Below are 23,900 nucleotides of genomic sequence, written 5' to 3' on the forward strand. Positions count from 1 at the left end.
TTAAAATACTAATATCTGTAACATCTGTATTTTACAAAATATATCTAACAATTTGGGATATTAATTCAACAGTCTTTCTTATTTCATAAAGATTAATTCACTAAACAAATAAGCTCTTATAGATATCAGAATCTAAGAATATAAATAGACAATATGTTGTATAATAGTTCTTTAAAATTATTTTGGAATTAGTTGTTTTAAGAAGTTTTAATATTTTGTTTTAAGTTTCATATAGTTTCAATCTCACCATTTTTCTTAGCCATAATAACAGTATCAGCTGGCTTAAGAGCGAAAATACCATTAGTCACAACACCAGTTATTTGGTTTAATTCAGTTTCAAGTTTTAGAGGATTGTCGATTTTTAGATTATATACATCTAGAATAACATTACCATTATCAGTGACTGTCTGTTCTCTATATACAGGTTGACCACCTAACTTAACTATCTCTCTAGCAACATAGCTTCTAGCCATAGGGATAACTTCTACAGGAAGAGGAAACTCGCCTAGAGTATTCACTTTTTTAGATTCATCAATAATACAAATGAATTTTTTTGCTGCTGCAACACATATTTTCTCTCGCGTAAGAGCAGCACCACCACCTTTAATTAGTTCTTTGTGGTTATTACACTCATCAGCACCATCAATATATAAATCAATCTCACCAGCATAGTTAAGATCAACTACATCAAAACCTAATGCTTTAAGTTTTTTAGTAGAATCTTCAGAGCTTGAAACTACAGTCTTTATTTTATCTTTATAGTTGACTAGTTCTTGTATAAGAAAACCTACAGTACTGCCTGTACCAACACCTAAAATGATTTCTGATTTTATATATTTTGCAGCCTCAATCGCAGCAGCTTTTTTTAAGTCGTCTTGATTACTTTTTTTATTAAAAAACATTTTAAAATCTTCTCTGGTTAAGGATGTTGCTAAAAATACTGCCTTTTATAATATAAACAATTATACATGCAATAGTAGCTATAAATTGCCACATTATTGACATTGGCAAGAATATATAACCAATAGTTACAAATATACAAATAAAAGGAATTATTATTCGTAAAATAATATTAAATAAAGGGGAAAGTTTAGTATCAGTATGCTTAAGAATTTCATAACTCAATTTTTGAGCATCATAAATCCAACCAACAATAAAAACATCAAATAAGAATAAGAATATTATTAAAAGATGAAACCCAAACATATCAGAAAAATCTATGTATGCTATGCCAGTTTCAACAAGACCTATGGTCATTAAAAGAGGTATAATAATAAAAAGGAGCTTTGTATAGATACTATTGCCTAATCTATAGATATATTTTAAAGCGGTAATAAATACTACAAGATTTAATGTTATAAATATGACTTCTAGTAATAAGTAATATGTTGGTGAGTTTGCTTTTACAATTTGGAATACTAACTCTATAGGCATTGCCTCGTTAGGTTGTAGATAAGTTCTATAATTACCTAACATTGAGTATATTGTTATACATATAATTAATGAGAATACAATGTTGTAAAAAACACTTTTAAAAGCTGCAACTTTAAGCTTTTTGTAATCATTATCAACTATATTTATAATATTTTTGTAAAAGGCTATTGATATAAAATTACTCAAGATAGCATATACTAATGCTAATCCAAGCATACTACGTAATTGTTCGATGCTTTGATAATTTAATTCAAAGAAAAAATCATGAATACCATTTATGCTTTGTGGTAGATATATCACCATTAGCATTAAGATTATAACTAAATATAAAGATATATGCGCAGCTGTTTTAAGTAAGTTATTAAGGTTTATTTTTTTGAAATTAGCCAATATAAATAATACAAAAATGATAATAAATACTACTGTTAATGACGTATAAATTGGTAAATCTGTATCAAATTTTAGACTAGAGTCACTAAGCTTATCAATTGCTGGTACATTATCAAAGAAGTCTAAGATATATGTAGACATATTAAACATTATCAATGAAACTAGGAGGATCATTGCTCCAGAAAGTAAAATACTTATTGGTTTAAGTTTCGATGTTCCAGTGATTTGAGCAATTAGTTTGCTGTGTGAGTTTAATTCAGGTGAATTTTTCTGTAGATATATAGCAACTAAATTCATTGGATAGCAAAGTAATATTAAGAAAGCTACATAAGCATAGAAAAACTCTAGTCCATTATATTTAAAAACATTTGTAAAAAAACTAAAGCTAAAACAAGTGGCTGTTGAAACAAGACCTATAACTAAAGGGGTAGATGTTTGCTTAATGTTCATTTATTTTTCCTAAATTTAGTTTATTGCGCAGTAATTACCACGAAAAGTAATATTTTTGATAATTTTTGTATTTTTATTTACAGATACCCAAGTTGTACACATCAAAGCTCCAAATTGTACAAATTCTGGATCTCTATTTGCCATAATTAAGCTATTCATAGGGTTGCCAGCTTGTTGTATTGTACCAGCATTTATAGCTTTTCTAATATATACATATGTTTCAATATCTGGATTTGGAACAACTTGAATCACATTTTGAGGATAGCCAAATTCTTTTATATATCCTTGAATATTTTTACCAATCCATGCTTTTTGTTGATCTATATATTTTTGTCTAGTAGCGCAAGAAAATAAGGATGCTATTACAATAGTAATAAAAAATATTTTTAAAAGTCTTTTTGTCATAGCCACTCCTATTTTATAAATCCAGTTTTTTTCATATAGATAGTTAGCAGGGATATTGCTGCTGGTGTAATACCTGGGATTCTGGATGCTTCGCCTAAAGTTGTAGGCTTCTGTTCGCTTAGTTTTTGCAATACTTCATTTGATAACCCTTTTACTTGAGAATAGTCAAATTCATTAGGTATCGATTTTTGCTCAAAGACTGTTAGTTTTGCTATATCTTTGCTTTGGCGTTCTATATATCCTGAATATTTAGCTGAAATCTCTATTTGCTCAATTACATTATCATCACATAATGTTAAGTTTAGCTCAGATATTTGTTGTAACTTTTTATAATCAAGTTCTGGACGTTTTAATAGATCAAAAAGTGTACTTTCTCGAGTCATTTTTTTATCTAAAAACTTTTCTAGATTCCTAGCTTTCTGTGTTTGAGGGCCAATCCAGGTATTTTTCATCAGTTTAATATTTTCATTGATAGCACTTTTTTTATCAAGGAAATACTTTTCATCTTCTGAATTTAAAAGCCCCAGCTCACAAGCAACATCAGATAAACGTAAATCAGCATTATCTTCACGTAGAATAAGTCTATATTCAGCACGAGAAGTAAACATTCTATATGGCTCTTTTGTTCCTTTGGTAATAAGATCATCGATAAGTACACCAATATAACTATTAGCACGAGTTGGATACCATGATTTATCACTATCAAGGCTTATTGCAGCATTTATACCAGCAACTAGCCCCTGAGCTCCAGCTTCTTCATATCCTGTAGTACCATTGATTTGACCAGCAAAAAATAAATTTTTTATATGTTTGGTTTCTAGAGTTGGTTTAAGATCTCTAGGATCAAAAAAATCATATTCGATTGCATATCCTGGGCGCATAATAAATGCTCTTTCGAATCCTTTGATTGAGTGTATGTATTCACATTGAATTTCAAATGGAAGACTTGTTGATAGACCATTTGGATATAGTTCTATACTATTTAAACCTTCTGGCTCAACAAAGATCTGGTGTCTTTCTTTATCTGCAAATCTAACAACTTTATCCTCTATTGATGGACAGTAGCGAGGTCCTATACCTTCTATTAGGCCGCTATACATAGCAGATTTATCAAGATTATTAGTTATAATCTCATGAGTTTTTGTATTTGTATAAGTAATATAGCAAGGGATTTGCTCTGGATGGTTTATTTTTCCTTTTGAAAAAAAAGAAAAATAAGGAGTAGGATCATCACCGTATTGTATATCCATTACACTAAAATCTACAGATCTTCTATCTATACGAGGAGGGGTTCCTGTTTTAAGTCGATCAACTCTAAAAGGTAATGCTCTGAGGCGTGCTGCTAAAGCATTTGAAGGTTGGTCTCCTGCACGACCTCCTGATTTAGAAACTTTACCAATATGAATTTTTCCACCAAGGAAAGTGCCAACTGTTAAAATAGTTTTTTTTGCCTTAAATGTAATCCCAGTTTTAGTAACAACACCAGTTACAATATTGTTTTCAACAATAAGATCATCAACTGAGTCTTGGAAAATTTCTAGATTTTCTTGATTATTAATTAAGGAGTTGATAGCTTTCTTATATAAGACTCTATCAGCCTGAGCTCTAGTGGCTCTAACTGCAGGGCCTTTACGAGAGTTAAGTATTCTAAATTGAATACCTGCCATGTCAATGGCTTTAGCCATCACGCCACCCATAGCATCTATTTCTTTAACTAGATGACCTTTACCTATGCCACCTATAGCAGGGTTACAGGACATTTGTCCAATAGTGTCGATATTATGTGTTATTAAAAGTGTTTTTGCACCTATTCTAGCAGCAGCAGCAGCAGCTTCAACACCAGCATGGCCACCTCCAACAACGATAACATCATAAGTATTATTATAAATCATAATAGATATAAGCAAATTTTATATTATTTTTAACAAATAGATTTTACTACATTTTATTATAAAAAATAACTACCATGATGATATTAATTGCTTAAGTTATACAATATAATCTACGATAAGTTTTTTTATTTTTAAAGTAGATTTAGCGTGTTTAAACTCAGTGAAATTTATCATAAATATACAGATCAAGATCCTACTAGAGTTTTTCGTGATGGGGCGCTAAAGTCAGCATTAATATTATTTATTTTCCTGACGGTATCAATTTTTTTAGAAGTTAATAAAAACGTTATAATCTTAGGAATTTTATTTATAGCTAATATGACAGCAGCTATATTGACAGGAAGTATAGAATCAAAAAAAAAGGCATTTTTTTTATATGTATTTTTTTCAATAATAGCAATTAATATTTCACCATATTTACATATTCTTTTAGAAAGAAATATATTGTTGTTTTTACCCATTATCTTTGTGGCATTTTGGATGCGTCGATTTGGGGAGGCTTTTTTGATTTTTCCAGTTATGCTTGTTATTATGATGAGTATTTGCTTTTTTAGATTTCCTCTTGAAGCCGATAAACATATTGAATTTACTCTTACAGCATTTTTAATTGTTATTGCTTTTTATGTTTTGATTATAAGTCAATACAAAATTATGAGTTATAGTGAAATGCAAATTATAATTAATAGTTTTTTTAAAACTTTTAACAAGAGTTATATTGATGAGTTTGAAAATGTAAAATATCGTAACTTTACAAAAGCAAAGATAATAAAATTTAGTCAAGAAAAAATGAAGACGATTATTTCTTTGCAAAATCATGGACTTATGTCTTTGAGAAGAGCAGATCATGAACGTTGGCGATATTTTTGCCATAATATAATACTTTTAAATAGATTATTTGAGAAGTTTATACTTAGCTATAAAAAGATTAGCTTAAAATATATGAGTTTAGCTTTTAATGAAACAAAACAAGAGCAAGCTCTTATAAATAAGTTAGAGGAAGTATTTAATGAGACCATCATACTAACTAATTACATAGTATATGATGAAAAGATATTGGATAAAAAAACTGCTAAAGTGATTGCTCTACAATCTGATTTTAAAAATCTTTACACAACCAAATATCTTAATAATCGAGATAAAACTAAATTATTATTCGATAGTATTTTACTGTTAGAAAATATGTTGATTGGTTTACAGAATATAAAAGAGGCTTATTTTGAAATTATTGAGAACCAGATTTAATTTATCGGATACGACTTTATTAGCCGTAAGGGTTTTAATAGCTACAGCTATAGGTCTGTCATTTTCGTATGTGATTTTTTCTTTGATGGGTCAAAATGAGTTTTTAATAAGAATATATTGGGTGGTGATTGCTATAGCAAGTGTATCAGTAAGTAGCAGTACAAATGTTATATATACAAGAGCAAAGTATATAATCATGTTTTGTATATTAGGTACATCATTTGGCTCGGCAATACTTTTTTTAATACAAAAAGATCTTCATGGAGATTCTTATTTTCTAATAGTTGCAATATTATGCATTATTGGGCTTTGTCTTAACATGTATACTGCCTTTTTAAACTATGCTACTAGTGTATTTTTTATTCATATTTATATTGTGATGTTTTTTGGCTTGTTAGAAAGTTGGAGTAAGTATACTTTTATGGCAAGAATATTATGTATTTTGATTGGAACATCTAGCATTGTTCTAGTTACATACCTCACTCGAGGACGTAAATTTTTGCACGTTGTCGTTAAGGAAATGGAAGATTCATATCTACGATTAAAAAATATAGTTGAAAATATAGATAAAACTATATCAAACCGTGAGATTATGCCACTGATAGAAAGAAGTATTAAATTGAATGACTTGTTGTATGATGCAAAATATGAGTTTTTAAGTAAGGAAAACTATCGTGAATGTAAAAGAGTTTTGTTACTTATGGATGAGCTGTTATTAAGCTTAAGAAGCTATCGTGTCCTTGACCTTAAAAGAGAAGACTATGCTCCAGGTTTATATAAAGATATGAGTGAATATACAAGAGATAAGATCAAAAGAAATTTTAAAAATATAACAATTAGATACCAAAGATTAACTCAACAAAACTAATAATTTGTTGAATGTATATTTTCAAAAAGTTTAGTTATACAGGTATAATGCCTAAAAGTTTAGTTTTAGTTGTATTGCAATTATTCATATCTAGAGTATTTTGACCATTAGCGCCTTTTGTTACAGGGCATTGTTTTACTTCAGCACAAGAGCTTAAAACTAGAACTGCTACCAAAACTATGAGTATTTTTTTCATATTACTTACCTGCTGAATCAGTGCTTTGTGAGCTTTGATTATCTGGAGAAGTGGGAGCCGCTTCATATTTTGTATAACATGAAGATAATAAAAGTGTTATAAATACTGCTGCAATTGCTTTTTTCATTTTACATTTACCTCATTTATTATTTATAGATTTAACTAATTTGATATTATATTTTTCATTACTATATATCAAGAGATATAGATAGTTAAAATAAAAATATTTATTTATTAAGTTATTCTGAAAATTTGCTATATCTTTGATTAAAATGTTGCTTTAGATATTTTATTAGAGAGCTTACTCTTTTAAGTTGATATTTAACAGGTAAAGATACAATTGATAATTGGGTAGTTTCCGCATATTCAGGTAATATTTCAACTAAGTTTTTATTTCTAATATCGGCTTGGACATAAATATCTACTAGTCGAGTAACTCCAAGCCCTAATAGAGCAGCCTGTTTCATAACTTTACCGTTTGTAACGTGAGTGCCATTATTATGAATGTGTAGAATGTAGCTGTCGTTATCTGAGATTAAAGACCACTGTTTTACACTTCCATAAATTAAGGGTACTTCTTCTAGCTGTCTTGGATTAGTTATTTGACCGTACTGTTGTATAAAACTGCTGCTTGCAACATATTTAGTTGAAACTGTTCTAAGTGGTGAAATTATTAAATTTGAATCGGGTAAATTACCCATCCGAATTACTAAATCATAGTCACTATCTAGAAGATTAACTCGATTACTTGAAAAATCTAAATGTATATTTACTCCTGGATTTTGTTGTTGAAATTCAAGTAATATTGGCGATATGATATCTTCTCCAAGAACTCCTCCAACGCAATTTATTTTTATAGTACCATTTAATTCATTGCTTTCTTGGGTAGCTAGTTGTGTAGCTATATCTAAATCATAAAAGGCTTTTTTGCATTTTTTATAATATTCTTGTCCTATCTCAGTGAGTCGTACATGTCTGGTACTTCTATATAATAATTGTACTTTTAAATGATTTTCTAAATCTTTTATACTTTGGCTAAGGTTTGATTTTGCTATGCCAAGTACTTCTGCAGCTTTAGTAAAACTCTGTTGCTCTGCTACATGAATAAATGAATTTATTCCACGCCATTGTATATTGTTCACTATTTTATAACAATGTTTTATGATTATTGGTATTTATCAGTCTAATAATTTTCTATAGAATTTACAATCAGCAAAATGATACAAAGTTAAAATAACTAAAATAGGAGAAATAAAATGGCTAAATCATTAGTAGTAATTACAGGTGCAAGTTCAGGTATTGGTGCAGCAATTGCTAAGCGTTTTTCAGAGGCTGGACATTCACTTTTATTAATAGGTAGAAGAATAGAAAAAATACAAGAGTTAAATTTACCAAATACGATGATTCGTAAAGTTGATGTAACAGATTCTCAAGCTTTAAAGAATGCAATAAAAGATGCAGAAGCTGAATATGGATCAGTTGAGTTGTTAGTAAATAATGCTGGTTTAATGCTTCTTGGTCAGATTAATACTCAAGATCCAATTGAGTGGCAAAAAATGTATGATGTAAATGTATTAGCATTACTTAATGGTATGCAAGCAGTACTTGGAGATATGAAAGCTAGAAAGCATGGTACAATTATTAATATAAGTTCAATTGCAGGTAAAAAATCATTTCCAAATCATGCAGCCTATGTTGGTACAAAGTTTGCAGTTTCTTCAATGAGTGAAAATGTACGTGAAGAAGTATCTAATGATAATGTAAGAATTATGACAATTTGTCCTGGTGCTGTAGAGACTGAGCTTTTAAGTCATACTACTTCTGATCAAATTAAATCAGATTATGAAAATTGGAAAGAGTCTATGGGTGGAGTCTTGGTTGCTGATGATATTGCTCGTACAGCTATGTTTATGTTTAGCCAGCCTCAAAATATAAATATTCGCGAAGTAGTAATTGCTGCTACTAGACAACCAGCTTAAATAAAAAGCTTAATTATTTCTGGATAGCTTTATATATTTTATTTAAAGCTACAGGTATTTCTAAAAATGCTCTAATAAGTCCTAGACCAATAGAAAATTTCAGTAAATATACTATAGCTGTAATAACAAAAGTATCTGTTGAAACTACATCAAGTTTGTACATGCTGCTTAGTACATATAGGTGTAATACAAGAAATATTGTCATTAGTAAAAATATTATTTTAAATATGTGGCTCAGGTATTTTTCTATATTGATATCTGAGAAATTAAATAAATCAACAATACAAGATCTAAGTTTCATAAATTATTGCTCCTTTATGTTAAGCTTTCTATTAATAAAATTCTTATCTATATTTTAGCATTTAAAAAAAATTTGTTGCATTTAAATTTTTTAGTTTTAGATTACTAAAAATAAATATATGAAGTATGGATTCATTGCTTTAATGTTTTGACTAACTTATCACTTAAAAGGTATGTTAAAATTTAAAAATTAAAATAATGTTAAAACAATGCTAGATAGATAATTATATGTTTGATAATCAGACTTTCTTATTTTATGATTTAGAGACAACTGGAATAAATAATTCTTTTGATCAAGTTTTACAGTTTGCTGCAATTAGAACAGACTTAGATTTTAATGAAATCCAAAGATTTAATTTTTTTGTAAAGTTAAACCCTGACACAACTCCTTCGCCAATGGCAACAATCACGCACCATATTTCTATTGCTCAAGCAAATACAGGTATATCTGAATATGATGCTATTCGAAAAATTCATAAAATAATAAATACTCCAGGAACTATAAGTATTGGTTATAATACTCTTGGTTTTGATGATGAGTTTTTGAGGTTCGCTTTTTACAAAAATATGCTTCCTCCATATAGTCATCAATTTAAAAATAATTGTTATAGAGTTGATTTATTTCCTATAGTTGCTTGCTATAGCGCATTTTTTAAACAAGGGTTAAGGTGGCCTAAAATTACAGATGATGAGGGCCAGGAAAAAATATCATTAAAGTTAGAAAATTTAAATCAAGAAAATAATCTTTATAGTGGTGGTAGAGCCCATGATGCAATTACTGATGTGATTGTAACTGTAGAACTAGCTAAAAAATTAAAATTAGCAAATCCAAAAATGTGGCAATTTTTGCTTGATAAATTTAATAAGCAAAATGATGAAAATACTTTAGCACAATTAGATGTCGGTGTAGAAATAGAAAAATCAAAATATAAGCAGGCTATTGCTATAAGTGGTATTTTTGGTTCTAAAAATAATTTCACATCTGCAATATTAGACTTAGGTCAACATAGACATTATAAGAATCAAGAAATATTCTTACGTTTAGATAGTCATCTTTTCAGCGAGTTTATAGAAGAATTTGGTAGTCTAGAAGCTGAACATTGGCGTTTGACGATTAATAAAAAATGGGGTGATATTCCATTGATTTTACCTGCCAAGACACGTTTTGTAGGTAAGTTGCCGCAACAAAGATTAGAGCTTATCAAAGCAAATAAAAAGTTTATTAAAGCAAATCCAGAAGTCTTTACTAACTTTGTTGATTATGTTTTAGAGTATAAATATTCAGAGATTGAGAATATTGATGTTGATGCTGCTATCTATCAAAGTGATTTTATGACCAGTGCTGATGAAAGAGGTTGTGATAAGTTTCATAATGCTGCTATTTATCAAAAAGCTCAGATGCTTAATCAATTGCCAGGTAAGTTCTATGATAGAGCTGTACGTATAATTGGCAGATTAGATTTTTCAAAACTTCCAGAAAAGTCACAAATGGAGTTTCAAGAATATTTAAATAAGATTGTGAGTTTAGATAATGATGAGCTATTGGTAGATCATCGTGGTAAAACTCGTAAAACATTAGAAGATATTTATCAAGAAATGCAAGATTTAAGAATGAATAGAGATCTAACAGAAGAACAGCAAGCATTGCTATATGAGTTAGAGGAGTATCTTTTTTAGATGGATAAATTCAATTTAGTAACAAAATATAGTCCAAGTGGAGACCAACCTGAAGCAATCAAATCATTAGTAGAGGGAATCAAAAATGGGTTACAGCATCAAGTTTTATTAGGAGTTACAGGTTCTGGTAAAACGTATACTATGGCAAATGTAATTCAGCAAACACAAAAGCCATGTTTGATTGTTGCTCATAATAAAACTTTAGCAGCACAATTATATTCAGAATTTAAACAATATTTTCCAGATAATGCAGTTGAGTATTTTGTTTCTTATTATGATTATTATCAGCCTGAAGCATATGTTGCTGCATCTGATACATATATAGAAAAAGACTCATCTGTAAATGAGCATATTGAGCAAATGCGTCTATCTGCCACAAAAGCAATTTTAGAACGAAATGATGTAATAATTGTGGCAACAGTTTCAGCTATTTATGGCTTAGGTGATCCTGAGCAATATATGCAAATGCTTTTGCATTTAAAAGTTGGTGAAGAATTAGGACTTAAAAAAGCTCAAGAAAAATTAGTTGAGATGCAATACTCTCGTAATGATATGGATTTTAGTCGCGGAAGTTTTCGTGTTAGAGGAGAGATCTTAGATATATTTCCAGCAGATTCTGAAAAAGATGCTATTAGGGTAGAGTTTTTTGATGATGAGATAGAGGCGATTAGTTTAATTGATTCATTGACCTCTAAAAAGATTAAGTCAATTCATCGAGCAACAATATTTCCAAGTACTCACTATGTGGCATCTAAAGAACGTAAAGAAATAGTTATAGAGGAAATAAAGAAGGAATTAAAGGAAAGGGTTAAATATTTTGAAGAAGAAGGTAAGCTTCTTGAGGCTCAAAGAATTGAGCAAAGAACAAAATATGATATAGAAATGATTCGAGAGCTTGGTTATTGCACTGGAATTGAGAACTATTCAAGACTACTTTCTGGAAGAGCTCCTGGAGATCCTCCACCTACTTTGATAGATTATTTACCAGAAAATGCTTTAGTTATAGTTGATGAATCGCATGCAACCTTACCCCAGTTTGGGGGGATGTATAAAGGTGATCTATCTCGTAAGTCAAATCTTGTTAATTATGGTTTTAGATTACCATCAGCATTAGATAATAGACCTCTAAAGTTTGATGAGTTTGAGAGTCTCTTACCTCAGACGATTTATGTTTCAGCAACTCCAGCAAATTATGAGTTAGATAAATCTGAAAATACGGTTGAGCAAATCATTCGTCCTACAGGACTACTTGATCCGGAAGTTTTTGTACGTCCTGTTGCAATACAAGTTGAAGATGCTTTATCAGAAATAAATAAGGCAATAGCAAGAGAAGAAAGAGTGCTAATAACTACTTTAACTAAAAAAATGGCTGAAAATCTTACTGAGTATTTATCAGAACATGGAATAAATGTTAGGTATTTACATTCTGATATAGATACGGTTGAGCGTGTGCAAATTATTCATGATTTGCGTCAGGGTATATTTGATGTGCTTGTGGGGATAAACCTTTTAAGAGAGGGTTTGGATATGCCAGAAGTTGGTGTACTACTTATCTTTGATGCAGATAAAGAAGGGTTTTTGCGCTCTGAAAAATCTCTTATACAAACTATTGGTAGGGTTGCAAGAAATCAAAATGGTCGAGCAATTTTATATGCAGATGTAGTCACAAAATCAATGAAAAAAGCTATGGATGAGACTCTTCGCCGTCGTCAACTCCAAGATGAATATAATAAGAAACACAATATTACACCTAAAACAATTATCAAGAATATTGATGATATGCTTGATAGTTCACCAGAGATGCAAAAAAAAGCATATAAAAATAATTCGCGTTTAAAGGTTGATGATGTCGATGTTTCGGCTATACTAGGTATGACGGAGGCTAGTAAGGTTATAAAAGCTCTAGAGAAACGTATGCGTGCTCATGCAAAAGAGCTAGAATTTGAAAAAGCAACCTTAATTAGAGATAAAATATCCGAGATAAAACAAAAATTTATTAATTTGTAATTTTTTTAAGAAGAAGTAATTATTATATTATGGCAGTAGAAAGTAAATTAAAAAAAGATCGACTTTTTTTGCGTTTTACTTGGGCTAGGTTAAGGAACTACCTAATTAGAGCAAAAAAAAGTTTATATGCGGCAATTATACTTTGTGGTTTAATTGTAGGAGTTGATTTATATTTGGGAAATGTTGAGTTTGTATCGCAATCACTACAAATAGCGGCTACTTTAGCAGCTATATTGTTTGTATTTTTCTTTTTGATAACCAAGGATGATAACCCTGTCGATATTATTATTTCTGGAGCAGAAGGCGAAACAACAGTTTTAGACGAATTGAAAAGGTTAGATAATAGTTTTGTATTGTTTAATAGAGTTATTTTGCCTGATCAAAAATCAACAGTAGGAAATCGAGAATTAGACTTTATAGTAATTTCACGCAAAGGCATATATATCGTTGAAGTGAAAAATAATCGTGGCTATATTCAAGTTGAGAATATGGCTGAGAGATGGCAAGTTTCAAAAACTTCACAGAATAACAAAGTATATGCAAAAACTATAAAAAATCCAATCAGGCAAACTTTTGCGCAGAAAAAAGTATTACAAACTTATTTATATAAACAAAGAATTTATATAAAAGGAATACCTGTTGTAACGGTTGTTATATTTGCAAATGAAGACGCTCAATTAAGTGAGAATTTTATTGCAGATGATGCAAATCAAGCAGTGTTATCTTTGAAGAATTTATTACCTTTTATTAAAGCTAAAGAAGAGTATCTTGAAAAAATGCCATCGCGTTCACGTAAGAAAATTATTAGAAAGCTTGAGAAAAAATAATGCAAAATAATAGGCCTATTGGTGTTTTTGATTCTGGTATAGGAGGATTAACAGTAGTTAAAAATCTGATGGAAATACTTCCTAATGAAAATATCATTTACTTTGGTGACATTGCTAGAATTCCATATGGTACAAAATCACGAGCTACTATACAAAAGTTTGCTGCACAAACAGCAAAATTTCTAATTGAGCAAGAAGTTAAAGCAATAGTAATAGCTTGCAATACAATATCTGCTCTTGCTAAAGATATTGTCCAAGAGATTGCTAAAGACATTCCAGTTATCGATGTCATAAGTGCTGGGGTTAGCCTAGTTAATGATCTCAATACTATAGGTGTTATTGCGACACCTGCAACAATAAACAGTAATGCATATGCCTTGCAGATTCATAAAAATAATCCTGAAGCCGAAGTTTATAGTACGCCTTGTGGTCTATTTGTATCAATGATAGAAGAGGGTTTTGTTGAAGGGCAAATAGTTGAGTTAGTTGCAAAGCAATATCTTGAGTATTTTAATGATAAAGATATCCAGGCACTTATTTTAGGTTGTACTCATTATCCTATTATCAAGCAAAGTATATCAGATATTTTAAATGTTGATTTAATAGATCCTTCTCAGCAAGCTAGCAAAATTTTGAAGGATTTGCTTATAGACAGAAATATTTTAAATACATCTCAACTAGATCCGGAATATCGATTTTACGTTACAGATATTCCTGTAAAATTTAAGTCTGTGGGAGAGATGTTTTTACAAACACAGATGCAATATCTTGAAATAGTTAATTTAGATTCTTAACAAAATTTTATAGTTTTTTCCATTTAGATTCTTGACATAGTTATAGATATGATATTTACTTTAGTCTTGAAGCACAGGGGTGCATAGTTTATTTGAGCTATGCTGAGAGGATTTTTTCTAACCCTTTGAACCTGATCTAGTTAATACTAGTGTAGGAAGTGTAATTTGATTTTAGTTATAACTATTTTATTGATAGTTGTATCAATTATATTCTTAATACTCATCTACCTATACTAGTTTGAATTGAAAAATAGGAGATGAAAATGAATAACTCTAAAAATCAAGATATTCAAACTAATACAGAAAAATCAACGCTATCTATAGAATATTTTAGCTCTGAGAAATGTTATATTGAATATCCAAATAAGCCAATAAAAGTTCCATTTAGAAAGATTAAACAAACTGATACTAATATAAATGGAAACATATATAAAAATCCTGATATTTTTATATATGATACTTCAGGGGAGTATTCTTCAGAAACTCCAGTTGATATAGAAAAAGGCTTGAGTAGACATAGACTAGAATGGCTTAAGCAAAATAAAGATATAGATCAATTAAATAGTTTTTCTTCAAAATACACAAATTCTCAGTTTAAAGAAGAAAAGTTGAATTTTAAAAATAGACATATCCCTTTTAAGGCGAAAGCTGGCAAGAACGTATCACAAATGCATTATGCAAGAAAGGGCATCATAACACCTGAGATGTATTATGTTGCGATGAGGGAAAATATCCTAAGAGCAAACCTTCACCTTGATAGTGAGTATAAAAACCAACATCAAGGAATATCTTTTGGTGCAAATATACAAAAAGAGATTACACCTGAGTTTGTTCGAGATGAGATAGCCGCAGGTAGAGCTATTATTCCAGCAAATATTAATCATCCTGAGTTAGAGCCAATGATTATAGGTAGAAACTTTTTAGTTAAAGTTAATGCAAATATTGGTACATCAGCAGTGACATCATCAATGTTAGAAGAAGTTGAAAAAATGATGATATCTATAAAATGGGGTGCTGACACAGTCATGGATCTTTCAACAGGGAAACATATTCATCAAACACGTGAGTGGATTATAAGAAATAGTCCAGTACCAATAGGTACGGTTCCTATTTATCAAGCATTGGAGAAAGTCAATGGTAAGGTTGAAGACCTAACTTGGGAAATTTATCGAGATACTCTGATTGAACAAGCTGAACAAGGAGTTAGCTATTTTACAATTCATGCAGGAGTTAGAAAAGCATTTGTAACATTAGCTAGTAACCGAATCACAGGTATTGTTTCACGAGGTGGATCAATCATGGCTAAATGGTGCTTACATCATAATCAAGAAAACTTTTTATATACTCACTTTGAAGAGATTTGTGAGATTATGAAAGCATATGATATAAGTTTTTCACTTGGTGATGGGCTACGACCTGGATCTATAAATGATGCAAATGATAGTGCTCAACTATCGGAGTTAAGAACTTTAGGAGAGTTAACTAAAATTGCCTGGCAGCATGATGTGCAAGTCATGATAGAGGGTCCAGGGCATGTACCAATGCAACTTATTAAAGAAAATGTAGAGTATGAGCTAAAAGATTGCTTTGAAGCACCATTTTATACTTTAGGCCCATTAGTCACAGATATAGCACCAGGGTATGATCATATTACATCTGCAATAGGGGCTGCACAAATTGCTTGGTATGGAACGGCTATGTTATGTTATGTAACACCCAAAGAACATCTTGGCCTGCCAAATAAAGATGATGTTAGAGAAGGTATTGTTACTTATAAACTAGCTGCGCATGCTGCTGATCTTGCTAAGGGTTTCCCTGGAGCTCAGATTAGAGATAATGCTTTATCAAAAGCAAGATTTGAATTTAGGTGGGATGATCAGTTTAATTTAGGTCTAGATCCTGAGAAAGCTAGATACTTTCACGATCAAACACTACCTAAAGAAGGACATAAGTTTGCACATTTTTGTTCAATGTGCGGACCTAGCTTCTGCTCTATGAAGCTTTCTCAAGATCTTAAAAATATAGAATGTACAGATGAATAAGGTAGCAATTATCGGATCTGGTGTAATGGGTCGAGTCTTAGCAATAACTTTAGCTAAGACTTATCCTGAGCTACAGCTTGATATATATGATAAAAGCTCTAGCTATAAACATAGCTGTAGCTACTGTGCTGGAGGAATGTTGTCACCGCTATCAGAGCTTATTACATGTGAGAAGCATGCTTATGAGATAGGGCATAATAGTTATGAACTATGGAATAATATAAATTGCTTTATTAATGAGCATTTAAATATTATAAATATGTTTGTAAAAGAAGCAAACACCTATGTAATAGTGCATAACCAGGATAGATATGAGTTAGACCTTGCGATTAGAAACATTAACTTAAGAGTTGGTAAGTTATCTAAAACATTGCATCAAAAAGCACAAGAAGATTTTGAAATTTGTGATAAACAAAATGTTCTTTTTAAAGAGCAAGGAATATGTCTATCTAATAGTATCAATGATAATGTAATAAAACTTAATGAAGCTTTAGTCAATGTGCCAGAGTTTTTTAAGTTGTCTGATCAGTTTTTTAAAGAGTATAAAAATATAAAAACTTTAGAATTATCCAAAGAAGATTTTTATGCAAACGAATTTGATGAGGGTTATCAACAGATATTTGATTGTACTGGTTTTATCAATAATCAACTAAATAACCTATATGGATCTAGAGGTGAGGCCATAGTCGTAAAGGCTAATAATATTAAGTTAAATAGTGTTATTAAGCTATTACATCCACGCCATTGTATTTATTTGATTCCGCGAGGAAATGGCTTTTTTTATATAGGTGCTACATCTATCGAGAGTCAAGATTACTCTGATATTTCAGTTCAAGGTGTCTTAGAACTTCTTAGTTCATTAATGATAATAGATAAACGTTTTGCTGAAGCTCGAGTCATAAAAACATTAACTAATGTTCGTCCAGTAAGTAGTGATGATATACCTATATTAAAGAGTGGTGGAAAGACGACATATTTAAATGGACTATCAAGGCATGGATATTTATTTGCTCCAGCATTAGCTAATAAAGTAATACAACGAATCAATAATTTTTAGAGGTAAAAAATGCAAATTATTTTTAATCAAAGAAAATTAGAATTAGAAAATAGCTTAAATATTGAAGAGTTGCTAAAACAGCAAGAATTTCAGCAATCGTGCTTTGCTGTGATGCTTAATAGTAAGTTTGTCGCTAAAGATAGCTATGCTAGTATTTTTTTAAATGATAATGATAGTGTTGTGACTATACAACCAATGCAGGGAGGATAAGCGAATGCTAGATTTATATGGTGAAAAGTTTAGTTCACGATTTATACTTGGTACAGCATTGTATCCAAATCTTGATGTAATGCTTAAAGCTATCTGCCAGTCAGAGTCACAGCTATTGACAGTATCTTTAAAAAAATCAGTTACAAATGGTAATTCTCAAAATCAGTTTTGGAATAAATTAAGTCAAACTGGATGTGAATTTTTACCTAATACTGCTGGGTGTAGGAGTGCTAATGAAGCAATAGAAATAGCAGAAGTATCTCGAGAGATTTTTGAAACAAACTTTATAAAAGTTGAAGTTATAGGCGATGATTATAACCTTCAGCCAGATACCATAGAGCTAGTTAAGGCTTGTAAGGAGCTTATAAAAAAAGGCTTTTATGTTTTACCATATACTACAGATGATTTGGTAGTTGCTAAATATTTAGTCGATGTAGGATGTAAAGTTTTGATGCCTTGGGCTGCTCCAATTGGAAGTGGTAAGGGGCTTGTTAATCCATATGCATTAAAAGTATTAAGAGAGCGTTTTAGTGATGTTAAACTAATAGTCGATGCTGGTATAGGTGTTCCATCTCAAGCTTGTGAGGTTATGGAGATGGGTTATGATGGTGTTTTATTAAATAGTGCAGTTGCATTGGCTGGCGACCCTATACTTATGGCTAGTGCATTTAAACTTGCAATAGAATCAGGAAGAAAAGCTTTTGAGTCAAAGAGAATGATTGAAAGAGAGCTCGCTTCACCTTCAACAAACTTGTTTGAAACTCCATTTTGGCATCAGGATTAAATTTTATGAAAGATATTTTTTTAACAGTAGGGGGCTCAGATAGTTCATCTGGAGCAGGAATTCAAGCAGATATTAAAACTGCTAGTGATATTGGCGTAAATATAGCTACAGTTGTTAGTTGTGTTACAGCACAAAACTCTATGACTATTTTAGATATTCAAGAAGTTAGCGCAAATAATTTTTCACAACAACTTAATGCAATTGTAGATGACTTTCATATTAAAGTTATTAAGAGTTCAGTCTTAGTTTCGATTGAACAGATTGGTATACTTATAAATTTTATAAAGACATTTAAAGAAGTTATTTATATTTGTGATCCTATTATGTTTTCAACAACAGGGAAGCAGTTAGTTTCAAGAGGTGTCGTTGAGTATGCTAGATTAAATTTATATCCTTTAGCAGATATTTTGACACCAAATTTAGATGAAGCAAAAATATTATTAGGAGATACAGATTTTTCAGTTTTAGGAAGTCTTTATAATATAGCTGAAGCGATACAGAAAAAGTATCATTGTAAGAATGTCTTTCTCAAAGGAGGACATAGTATAGAGAAAAATGTCTGTACAGATTTTTATTACAGTAATAATGATTTTAACTATAGTTTAGTTTCATCAAAATATAAAAAAAGTACTAGAATTAGAGGTACAGGTTGTACATTATCAAGTGCTGTTGCAAGTTTTCTAGTACAAGGATTCGATATTAATAATTCTTTAGTTTTAGCTAAATCATATATCACTAATGCTATTAAGAACTCTCAAAAAATAACTATAACAGCAAATCACTTAGCTATTAAAGATTCTCTAAATTTTAATAGTGATTTTCCGAGAATTTATTTTGATAAGGCTTTTTCTAGTTTAAAGTTTAGATCAATTAATAAAGTTGGCTTTTATCCAATAGTTGATGATGCTGATAAAATTCCTCGTTTAGCTAAATTAGGTGTAAAAACAATTCAGCTTAGAATCAAAGCAAAAGATATTGCTTATGTAGAGAAAAATATTGTAAAGGCTATTGAGTATCAAAATAAGTATCAGTTACAGCTTTTTATAAATGATTATTATCAGCTTGCTATTAAGCACAGTGCCTTTGGTATACATCTAGGTCATGAGGATCTACTAGATTTATTTCACACAGATGGTGAGACCTTATTTAAAATTAGTAAATCAAATATAGCTTTAGGGTTAAGTACTCATGATTATTATGAGCTAGCAATAGCATTAGCTATTAAGCCTAGTTATATAGCATTAGGGCCTATTTATCCTACGACAACAAAGCAAATGAAATTTAAGCCTCAAGGTTTGAGTAAGATTCATCAATGGTTAGATATATTAGATGTGCCTTTAGTTGCAATTGGAGGAATCAAAAAAGAGCATTTTAAAGCTATAAAAAATATTGGAGTCAATGGTGTTTCTGTAGTTAGCTTAGTAGATGAGATTTCAGATCGTGAGCTAGAAGAAATAGTTAAATTTTTAGAGTGATTATATATTATGAATTTAAATAAAAAGTTATCACAGCAAGAGCTGGATTATTATACAAGACAGTTAATGCTAGAAGATTTTGGAGTCAAGAGTCAGATAAGGTTAAAAGAATCATCCGTTTTACTGATAGGGGTTGGCGGTGTGGGATCACCTGTGGCTACATATTTAACTGGCTTAGGGATAGGTTCATTAACGATAGTTGATAATGATGTTGTAAGCTTTTCAAATCTACATAGACAAGTGTTATTTGATGTTGATAGCATAGGTAAATCTAAAGCAATTATAGCCAAAAAAAAACTAGAGAAATTAAATCCATATATACAGATAAATACTATTACAAATAGATTAACACTAGAAAATTCTTCTGAGTTTGATATTCGTGAATTTGATTTGATTATAGATACAAGTGATAATTTTGAAACTAAAGTTTTATCAAATAAGCTTTCTATAGCAAATAAGGTTGCTTTGCTATCTGGAGGAGTCCAGGGACTTAATTTTCAAGCGGGGATTTTTAATATAAATAAACACTCTGCGTGTTTAAGTTGTTTATATCCAGAGATGAATCAACTAACAAATAGTGAAAGAGTTGGGGTGTTAGGAGTTACAGCAGGTTTAGATGGAATGATGTTAGTTAATATTGCTAGTAATTTTTTGCTAAATAGAAATAAGTTTTTAGACTCTACTTTATACACATATGATTTAAAAAATATAGAGTTAAAAAAATATAACTTATCCAAAAATAAAGACTGTAAATTATGTTTCTCATAGAGCTTCTAAATTAGATAAAAAACTTGTATGATGTTTCAAATACCAAATTTATTAACTAGTAATATGTACGATAAAGATAGTAGAAATGTTATTCTCTTGGCAGGTATAGGTGCCATTCTAGAGTTTTATGATTTTGTGTTATATATGATTTTCTCTAAGGAAATATCAGCAACTTTTTTTGCAGAAATTACCAACCCAACAATTAAAGCTTTTTTAACCATACTAATATTCTCAATAGCATATTTAGTAAGACCTTTCGCAGGAACTATACTTGGTATTGTTGGAGATTTGATAGGTCGAAGAAGATTACTTTTATTTACAATATTATTAATGGGAAGTTGCTCATTATGTATGGGGTTAATGCCAGGCTATGCTCAGTGGGGATTATTTGCTAGTTTTGCTTTTGTAGTCTTACGTATATTACAAGGAATAGCCTTAGGTGGTGAATTGCCGGGCGCATATGTTATAGTGTATGAGTCAGTGAAAGGTAAGATAGGTTTTGCTACGGCAATATTATTTACATTTGTAACTGGAGGATTCTTATTTTCTGACTTTGTAGGTTTTGCATTAGAGCATCTTTTTGGTAGCTATGCTTGGAGAGCAGGGTTTATAATAGGAGGCTTATTAGGTTTTGTAGGCTATTATGTACGTAGAAATCTTCATGAAACTCCAGAGTTTGAAAATATTGATAATCAGAAAAGACACTCTTTTAGTTCTTTAGTATCTACTTATGGAGCTAATCTTTTTGCTGGGATATGTATAGTTATTATAGTTGCTTTTGGTGGAGTAATGTTAACTCTATATATGCATAAATTTGTTGAAGGTATTTTGACTAACTATAATTCTGGACAGATTTCCTTAATTTTGACACCTAGTGTTTTAACTCTTACTTGCTTTACTTTCATTTTTGGATATTTATCAGATAAGATTGGTATAGCTAAAATGTTTGTTTTAGGAGCTGGTCTTATAATTATTAGTTCTTTACTAATATTTTATTTGATGAGTTGTTTTGGTACAGTTTTTTATATTGTTATAACTTCAATTGTTATTATGTTGTTTTATGCATTAATAGCAGCAAGCTTTATATTTTTATTATGTGATCTTTTCCCAACTGATGTTAGGCTTTCTGGGGTAGGTTTGAGCTACAATCTGGCTTTTGCAATAGTTGGTGGAGTAGCGCCATTGATAAGTACAACGATAATAACAGTAACACAATATCACTTTTTAGGTCCAGCTTTAGTTGGTATTGTATGTGGCTTTGTGGGTCTGATAGGAGTCTTTATTTATGTTAAAAAAGGAGGCTATCACAAAAATAATAAAGATATGATAGTTAAGTTATAGTCTATAAAGTTTTATGATAAACATTAAAGTCACATTCTACAGCTAGAAGATGACAAGTATGTGGAAATAAGTTCTCAAAAGGTTCTAGACAAAAGTGTTTATATCCATGTTTTGTATACCATTTTTTGAGTTTTTCTTTACTTTCGTTTATATAATATTTTGGAGTGAGTAGTTCAAGTCTCATTGTTTTAAAGTGATTATCTCTAGCCCAGTTTTCAGCAGCATCAACAAGTTTATTGCCGATTCCTAAACCTCTATAATTTAAATCAGTAGCCAACATTCCAAACTCAGCAACATCTTTTGAGAATTCTGTAACTTTAATAGATCCAACAATTGTATTTCCATTTTGAGCTATAATTATTTTGTTTTGTTTAATCGAGTCTTTTAGTTCATCAAAAGATATTCTTTGAGCTGATTCTACCCATAGATCACCTTCGCCTATTTTATATGCATCATTAATTATTTTTTGAAGGTTTTTAATATCATTGATAGTTAATTTATCTATATTTGCAAAGCTGGTTCTAAATTTTTTCATGATATAACTCTTTATTTAATAAATGAAAATATTAGGTTAGTAAAGTATTTAACACCATTAAGCATGGCTTCATTAGATAAGTCAAATGTTGGTTCATTAATTGGCAGAGTATCGATATCTGCTCTTAATGCTATTGTTTTTAAGGCACTTGGAATTTTTAGATCTGCTATTAAGCCAGTTTTACCGATGCCTTTTTTTATTTCTAAATTTAGTTTTTCTAGTTCTTTAGAAATATATGTAGCTGTGTTGTTTACATCAAATCCAAGTTCAGGATATTGATGAATATGCTGGCGAATTCTTTTTAACTCTTGTATTGCTATGTGGCTATCTATTTTCAGCATTTGATTCTTTACACATTTAACTAAGTTTAATTATTACACAGATTAAAGGTGTAAATAAATCGTATAATTTTATTTTAAAAGTTTGGTATCTTAAATAGACTCTACGAGCCGTTGTTTATTTTTAATAATGCTTGTTAAAAATAGATTGATATTAATATTAATAATTAATGTTATATTTATTTCCGAAAGCTTTATTAATATTTTAGCTTTTTTAGGATTATTGGTAATAATACCATTCTTACCAATATTGTAGAAAAATAAATAAAAAAGGTGGTTATTATGAAAAAGATACTAGGAACATTATTGTTAGGTACTATAACTTTTAGCTCTATGTATGCTGCAGGCGCTACATTAAATGTTGATGATTTAAATTGTTTAAGAGTAGAAAAACAGTTTAGTGAGCAATATAAGAATATTTGTGTACCATCAAAAAAACCTGAGAATTGCTCGACTGAAAGCTATGATAAATTAAAAGCTAGTGTTAAAGAATGTAATTTTAAAATTATAGGTTCATTAAGATCTGCATTTTAAATAATTCTATATTCGATTATTTCAAAAAATATTTTTATTAAAGCTTATACATTAATATGTATTTTCCTTTAAATTAAATAATAAAGAGAAAAATTATTATGGAAAAACTATCATTAATTCTATTATCAGCAATTATGGCTACTTCAGTATACGCTACATATATACGTTCAAATAGTGAACCAGAATCAGAAGTACCTCATATAGAACATGGGGTTTAGGTAAAGATTCTAATCAGTTTAATTAATTCTATAAGACAATAATTCTAATAGATGATATAACAAAGACTGTTGAATTAATATCCCAAATTGTTAGATATATTTTGTAAAATACAGATGTTACAGATATTAGTATTTTA

The 23,900-nt window shown here is 30.0% G+C and carries 24 protein-coding genes, 1 pseudogene and 1 riboswitch; of the genes and pseudogenes, 15 read left to right on the top strand and 10 right to left on the bottom strand.

Annotated elements, in window-relative coordinates; translation table 11 throughout:
- Window positions 1-227: 227 nt before the first annotated feature.
- The 4 genes from rpiA to mnmG are packed head-to-tail and all read right to left on the bottom strand — an operon-like array spanning window position 228 to window position 4,571.
- On the bottom strand, window positions 228-902 hold the full coding sequence (gene rpiA / locus R8535_RS07870) for a ribose-5-phosphate isomerase RpiA (protein ID WP_329498159.1): 675 nt from the start codon (window positions 900-902) through the stop codon (window positions 228-230).
- Between the two features lies 1 nt (window position 903).
- Window positions 904-2,274, bottom strand: coding sequence for a hypothetical protein (locus R8535_RS07875; protein WP_329498157.1), 1,371 nt, complete (start codon window positions 2,272-2,274; stop codon window positions 904-906).
- A gap of 15 nt (window positions 2,275-2,289) precedes the next feature.
- Window positions 2,290-2,679, bottom strand: a complete 390-nt coding sequence (locus tag R8535_RS07880; protein ID WP_329498156.1) for a hypothetical protein — start codon at window positions 2,677-2,679, stop codon at window positions 2,290-2,292.
- An 8-nt stretch (window positions 2,680-2,687) separates the two neighbouring features.
- Window positions 2,688-4,571, bottom strand: coding sequence for a tRNA uridine-5-carboxymethylaminomethyl(34) synthesis enzyme MnmG (gene mnmG, locus R8535_RS07885; protein WP_329498153.1), 1,884 nt, complete (start codon window positions 4,569-4,571; stop codon window positions 2,688-2,690).
- A gap of 147 nt (window positions 4,572-4,718) precedes the next feature.
- Here mnmG and R8535_RS07890 point away from each other — a divergent pair, with 147 nt between their 5' ends.
- The gene (locus R8535_RS07890) at window positions 4,719-5,813 is read left to right on the top strand and encodes a hypothetical protein (protein WP_329498151.1); all 1,095 of its coding nucleotides are present in this window, start codon (window positions 4,719-4,721) and stop codon (window positions 5,811-5,813) included.
- Window positions 5,788-6,681 carry an FUSC family protein gene (locus R8535_RS07895; protein ID WP_329498150.1) on the top strand — a complete coding sequence of 298 codons (894 nt, stop codon included), beginning with the start codon at window positions 5,788-5,790 and terminating at the stop codon, window positions 6,679-6,681. The genes R8535_RS07890 and R8535_RS07895 overlap by 26 nt, the downstream gene beginning before the upstream one ends.
- A gap of 34 nt (window positions 6,682-6,715) precedes the next feature.
- Here R8535_RS07895 and R8535_RS07900 read toward each other — a convergent pair whose 3' ends face one another.
- The 3 genes from R8535_RS07900 to R8535_RS07910 form a co-directional block, all read right to left on the bottom strand.
- Window positions 6,716-6,877: a lipoprotein gene (locus R8535_RS07900; RefSeq protein ID WP_329498148.1), complete on the bottom strand. Its 162-nt coding sequence runs from the start codon at window positions 6,875-6,877 to the stop codon at window positions 6,716-6,718.
- 1 nt (window position 6,878) lies between these two features.
- Window positions 6,879-7,004, bottom strand: coding sequence for a hypothetical protein (locus tag R8535_RS07905; RefSeq protein ID WP_329498146.1), 126 nt, complete (start codon window positions 7,002-7,004; stop codon window positions 6,879-6,881).
- A 112-nt stretch (window positions 7,005-7,116) separates the two neighbouring features.
- Complete coding sequence (locus R8535_RS07910; protein ID WP_329498144.1) at window positions 7,117-8,019, bottom strand: LysR family transcriptional regulator; 903 nt, start codon at window positions 8,017-8,019, stop codon at window positions 7,117-7,119.
- Window positions 8,020-8,133: 114 nt separating this feature from the next.
- Here R8535_RS07910 and R8535_RS07915 point away from each other — a divergent pair, with 114 nt between their 5' ends.
- Window positions 8,134-8,856, top strand: a complete 723-nt coding sequence (locus R8535_RS07915; RefSeq protein WP_329498142.1) for an SDR family oxidoreductase — start codon at window positions 8,134-8,136, stop codon at window positions 8,854-8,856.
- A gap of 13 nt (window positions 8,857-8,869) precedes the next feature.
- Here the strand turns inward: R8535_RS07915 and R8535_RS07920 are convergent, their stop codons facing one another.
- Entirely contained in the window at window positions 8,870-9,157 is a 288-nt protein-coding gene (locus tag R8535_RS07920; protein ID WP_329498140.1) for a hypothetical protein, read from the bottom strand.
- A 227-nt stretch (window positions 9,158-9,384) separates the two neighbouring features.
- On the opposite strand from R8535_RS07920, the gene R8535_RS07925 reads away from it, so the two are divergent.
- From R8535_RS07925 to R8535_RS07975, 11 genes are all read left to right on the top strand, one after another.
- Window positions 9,385-10,833 (top strand): exonuclease domain-containing protein, encoded by a 1,449-nt coding sequence (locus tag R8535_RS07925; RefSeq protein WP_329498138.1) that lies wholly within the window; start codon window positions 9,385-9,387, stop codon window positions 10,831-10,833.
- Window positions 10,834-12,840, top strand: a complete 2,007-nt coding sequence (gene uvrB, locus R8535_RS07930) for an excinuclease ABC subunit UvrB (RefSeq protein WP_329498136.1) — start codon at window positions 10,834-10,836, stop codon at window positions 12,838-12,840. It begins immediately after the preceding gene.
- A 29-nt stretch (window positions 12,841-12,869) separates the two neighbouring features.
- Window positions 12,870-13,667 carry a nuclease-related domain-containing protein gene (locus tag R8535_RS07935; RefSeq protein ID WP_329498134.1) on the top strand — a complete coding sequence of 266 codons (798 nt, stop codon included), beginning with the start codon at window positions 12,870-12,872 and terminating at the stop codon, window positions 13,665-13,667.
- Window positions 13,667-14,461 (top strand): glutamate racemase, encoded by a 795-nt coding sequence (gene murI / locus R8535_RS07940; protein WP_329498133.1) that lies wholly within the window; start codon window positions 13,667-13,669, stop codon window positions 14,459-14,461. The genes R8535_RS07935 and murI overlap by 1 nt, the downstream gene beginning before the upstream one ends.
- A 65-nt stretch (window positions 14,462-14,526) precedes the next feature.
- Window positions 14,527-14,636, top strand: a riboswitch (TPP riboswitch).
- Window positions 14,637-14,724: 88 nt separating this feature from the next.
- Window positions 14,725-16,503 (top strand): phosphomethylpyrimidine synthase ThiC, encoded by a 1,779-nt coding sequence (gene thiC / locus R8535_RS07945; RefSeq protein ID WP_329498131.1) that lies wholly within the window; start codon window positions 14,725-14,727, stop codon window positions 16,501-16,503.
- Window positions 16,496-17,560: an FAD-dependent oxidoreductase gene (locus tag R8535_RS07950; RefSeq protein ID WP_329498129.1), complete on the top strand. Its 1,065-nt coding sequence runs from the start codon at window positions 16,496-16,498 to the stop codon at window positions 17,558-17,560. Before thiC ends, R8535_RS07950 begins: the two co-directional genes overlap by 8 nt.
- Before the next feature lie 9 nt (window positions 17,561-17,569).
- A complete protein-coding gene (gene thiS / locus R8535_RS07955) occupies window positions 17,570-17,770 on the top strand; it encodes a sulfur carrier protein ThiS (RefSeq protein WP_329498128.1) in 201 nt (66 codons plus the stop codon).
- 4 nt (window positions 17,771-17,774) lie between these two features.
- Window positions 17,775-18,554, top strand: a complete 780-nt coding sequence (locus R8535_RS07960) for a thiazole synthase (RefSeq protein WP_329498126.1) — start codon at window positions 17,775-17,777, stop codon at window positions 18,552-18,554.
- Window positions 18,555-18,559: 5 nt separating this feature from the next.
- Window positions 18,560-20,029 carry a bifunctional hydroxymethylpyrimidine kinase/phosphomethylpyrimidine kinase gene (locus R8535_RS07965; protein WP_329498124.1) on the top strand — a complete coding sequence of 490 codons (1,470 nt, stop codon included), beginning with the start codon at window positions 18,560-18,562 and terminating at the stop codon, window positions 20,027-20,029.
- Between the two features lie 9 nt (window positions 20,030-20,038).
- Window positions 20,039-20,797 carry a HesA/MoeB/ThiF family protein gene (locus R8535_RS07970; RefSeq protein WP_329498122.1) on the top strand — a complete coding sequence of 253 codons (759 nt, stop codon included), beginning with the start codon at window positions 20,039-20,041 and terminating at the stop codon, window positions 20,795-20,797.
- A 63-nt stretch (window positions 20,798-20,860) separates the two neighbouring features.
- The gene (locus tag R8535_RS07975; RefSeq protein WP_329498161.1) at window positions 20,861-22,138 is read left to right on the top strand and encodes an MFS transporter; all 1,278 of its coding nucleotides are present in this window, start codon (window positions 20,861-20,863) and stop codon (window positions 22,136-22,138) included.
- Between the two features lies 1 nt (window position 22,139).
- On the opposite strand, the gene R8535_RS07980 is transcribed toward R8535_RS07975, so the two are convergent.
- Window positions 22,140-22,673: a GNAT family N-acetyltransferase gene (locus R8535_RS07980; protein ID WP_329498120.1), complete on the bottom strand. Its 534-nt coding sequence runs from the start codon at window positions 22,671-22,673 to the stop codon at window positions 22,140-22,142.
- A 92-nt stretch (window positions 22,674-22,765) separates the two neighbouring features.
- Window positions 22,766-23,014: pseudogene (locus R8535_RS07985) on the bottom strand (M20 metallopeptidase family protein); the annotation flags it as partial.
- Between the two features lie 279 nt (window positions 23,015-23,293).
- On the opposite strand from R8535_RS07985, the gene R8535_RS07990 reads away from it, so the two are divergent.
- Window positions 23,294-23,545 (top strand): hypothetical protein, encoded by a 252-nt coding sequence (locus R8535_RS07990; protein ID WP_329498117.1) that lies wholly within the window; start codon window positions 23,294-23,296, stop codon window positions 23,543-23,545.
- Window positions 23,546-23,900 lie beyond the last annotated feature (355 nt).

It is taken from the genome of Francisella sp. 19S2-4, assembly GCF_036281795.1.
Classification (GTDB): domain Bacteria; phylum Pseudomonadota; class Gammaproteobacteria; order Francisellales; family Francisellaceae; genus Francisella.

Coding starts and splice junctions, on each gene's coding strand:
- rpiA (WP_329498159.1), bottom strand. CDS start 902: ATGTTTTTTAATAAAAAAAGTAATCAAGACGACTTAAAAAAAGCTGCT.
- R8535_RS07875 (WP_329498157.1), bottom strand. CDS start 2,274: ATGAACATTAAGCAAACATCTACCCCTTTAGTTATAGGTCTTGTTTCA.
- R8535_RS07880 (WP_329498156.1), bottom strand. CDS start 2,679: ATGACAAAAAGACTTTTAAAAATATTTTTTATTACTATTGTAATAGCA.
- mnmG (WP_329498153.1), bottom strand. CDS start 4,571: ATGATTTATAATAATACTTATGATGTTATCGTTGTTGGAGGTGGCCAT.
- R8535_RS07900 (WP_329498148.1), bottom strand. CDS start 6,877: ATGAAAAAAATACTCATAGTTTTGGTAGCAGTTCTAGTTTTAAGCTCT.
- R8535_RS07905 (WP_329498146.1), bottom strand. CDS start 7,004: ATGAAAAAAGCAATTGCAGCAGTATTTATAACACTTTTATTATCTTCA.
- R8535_RS07915 (WP_329498142.1), top strand. CDS start 8,134: ATGGCTAAATCATTAGTAGTAATTACAGGTGCAAGTTCAGGTATTGGT.
- R8535_RS07920 (WP_329498140.1), bottom strand. CDS start 9,157: ATGAAACTTAGATCTTGTATTGTTGATTTATTTAATTTCTCAGATATC.
- R8535_RS07925 (WP_329498138.1), top strand. CDS start 9,385: ATGTTTGATAATCAGACTTTCTTATTTTATGATTTAGAGACAACTGGA.
- uvrB (WP_329498136.1), top strand. CDS start 10,834: ATGGATAAATTCAATTTAGTAACAAAATATAGTCCAAGTGGAGACCAA.
- R8535_RS07935 (WP_329498134.1), top strand. CDS start 12,870: ATGGCAGTAGAAAGTAAATTAAAAAAAGATCGACTTTTTTTGCGTTTT.
- murI (WP_329498133.1), top strand. CDS start 13,667: ATGCAAAATAATAGGCCTATTGGTGTTTTTGATTCTGGTATAGGAGGA.
- thiC (WP_329498131.1), top strand. CDS start 14,725: ATGAATAACTCTAAAAATCAAGATATTCAAACTAATACAGAAAAATCA.
- R8535_RS07950 (WP_329498129.1), top strand. CDS start 16,496: ATGAATAAGGTAGCAATTATCGGATCTGGTGTAATGGGTCGAGTCTTA.
- thiS (WP_329498128.1), top strand. CDS start 17,570: ATGCAAATTATTTTTAATCAAAGAAAATTAGAATTAGAAAATAGCTTA.
- R8535_RS07960 (WP_329498126.1), top strand. CDS start 17,775: ATGCTAGATTTATATGGTGAAAAGTTTAGTTCACGATTTATACTTGGT.
- R8535_RS07965 (WP_329498124.1), top strand. CDS start 18,560: ATGAAAGATATTTTTTTAACAGTAGGGGGCTCAGATAGTTCATCTGGA.
- R8535_RS07970 (WP_329498122.1), top strand. CDS start 20,039: ATGAATTTAAATAAAAAGTTATCACAGCAAGAGCTGGATTATTATACA.
- R8535_RS07975 (WP_329498161.1), top strand. CDS start 20,861: ATGTACGATAAAGATAGTAGAAATGTTATTCTCTTGGCAGGTATAGGT.
- R8535_RS07980 (WP_329498120.1), bottom strand. CDS start 22,673: ATGAAAAAATTTAGAACCAGCTTTGCAAATATAGATAAATTAACTATC.
- R8535_RS07990 (WP_329498117.1), top strand. CDS start 23,294: ATGAAAAAGATACTAGGAACATTATTGTTAGGTACTATAACTTTTAGC.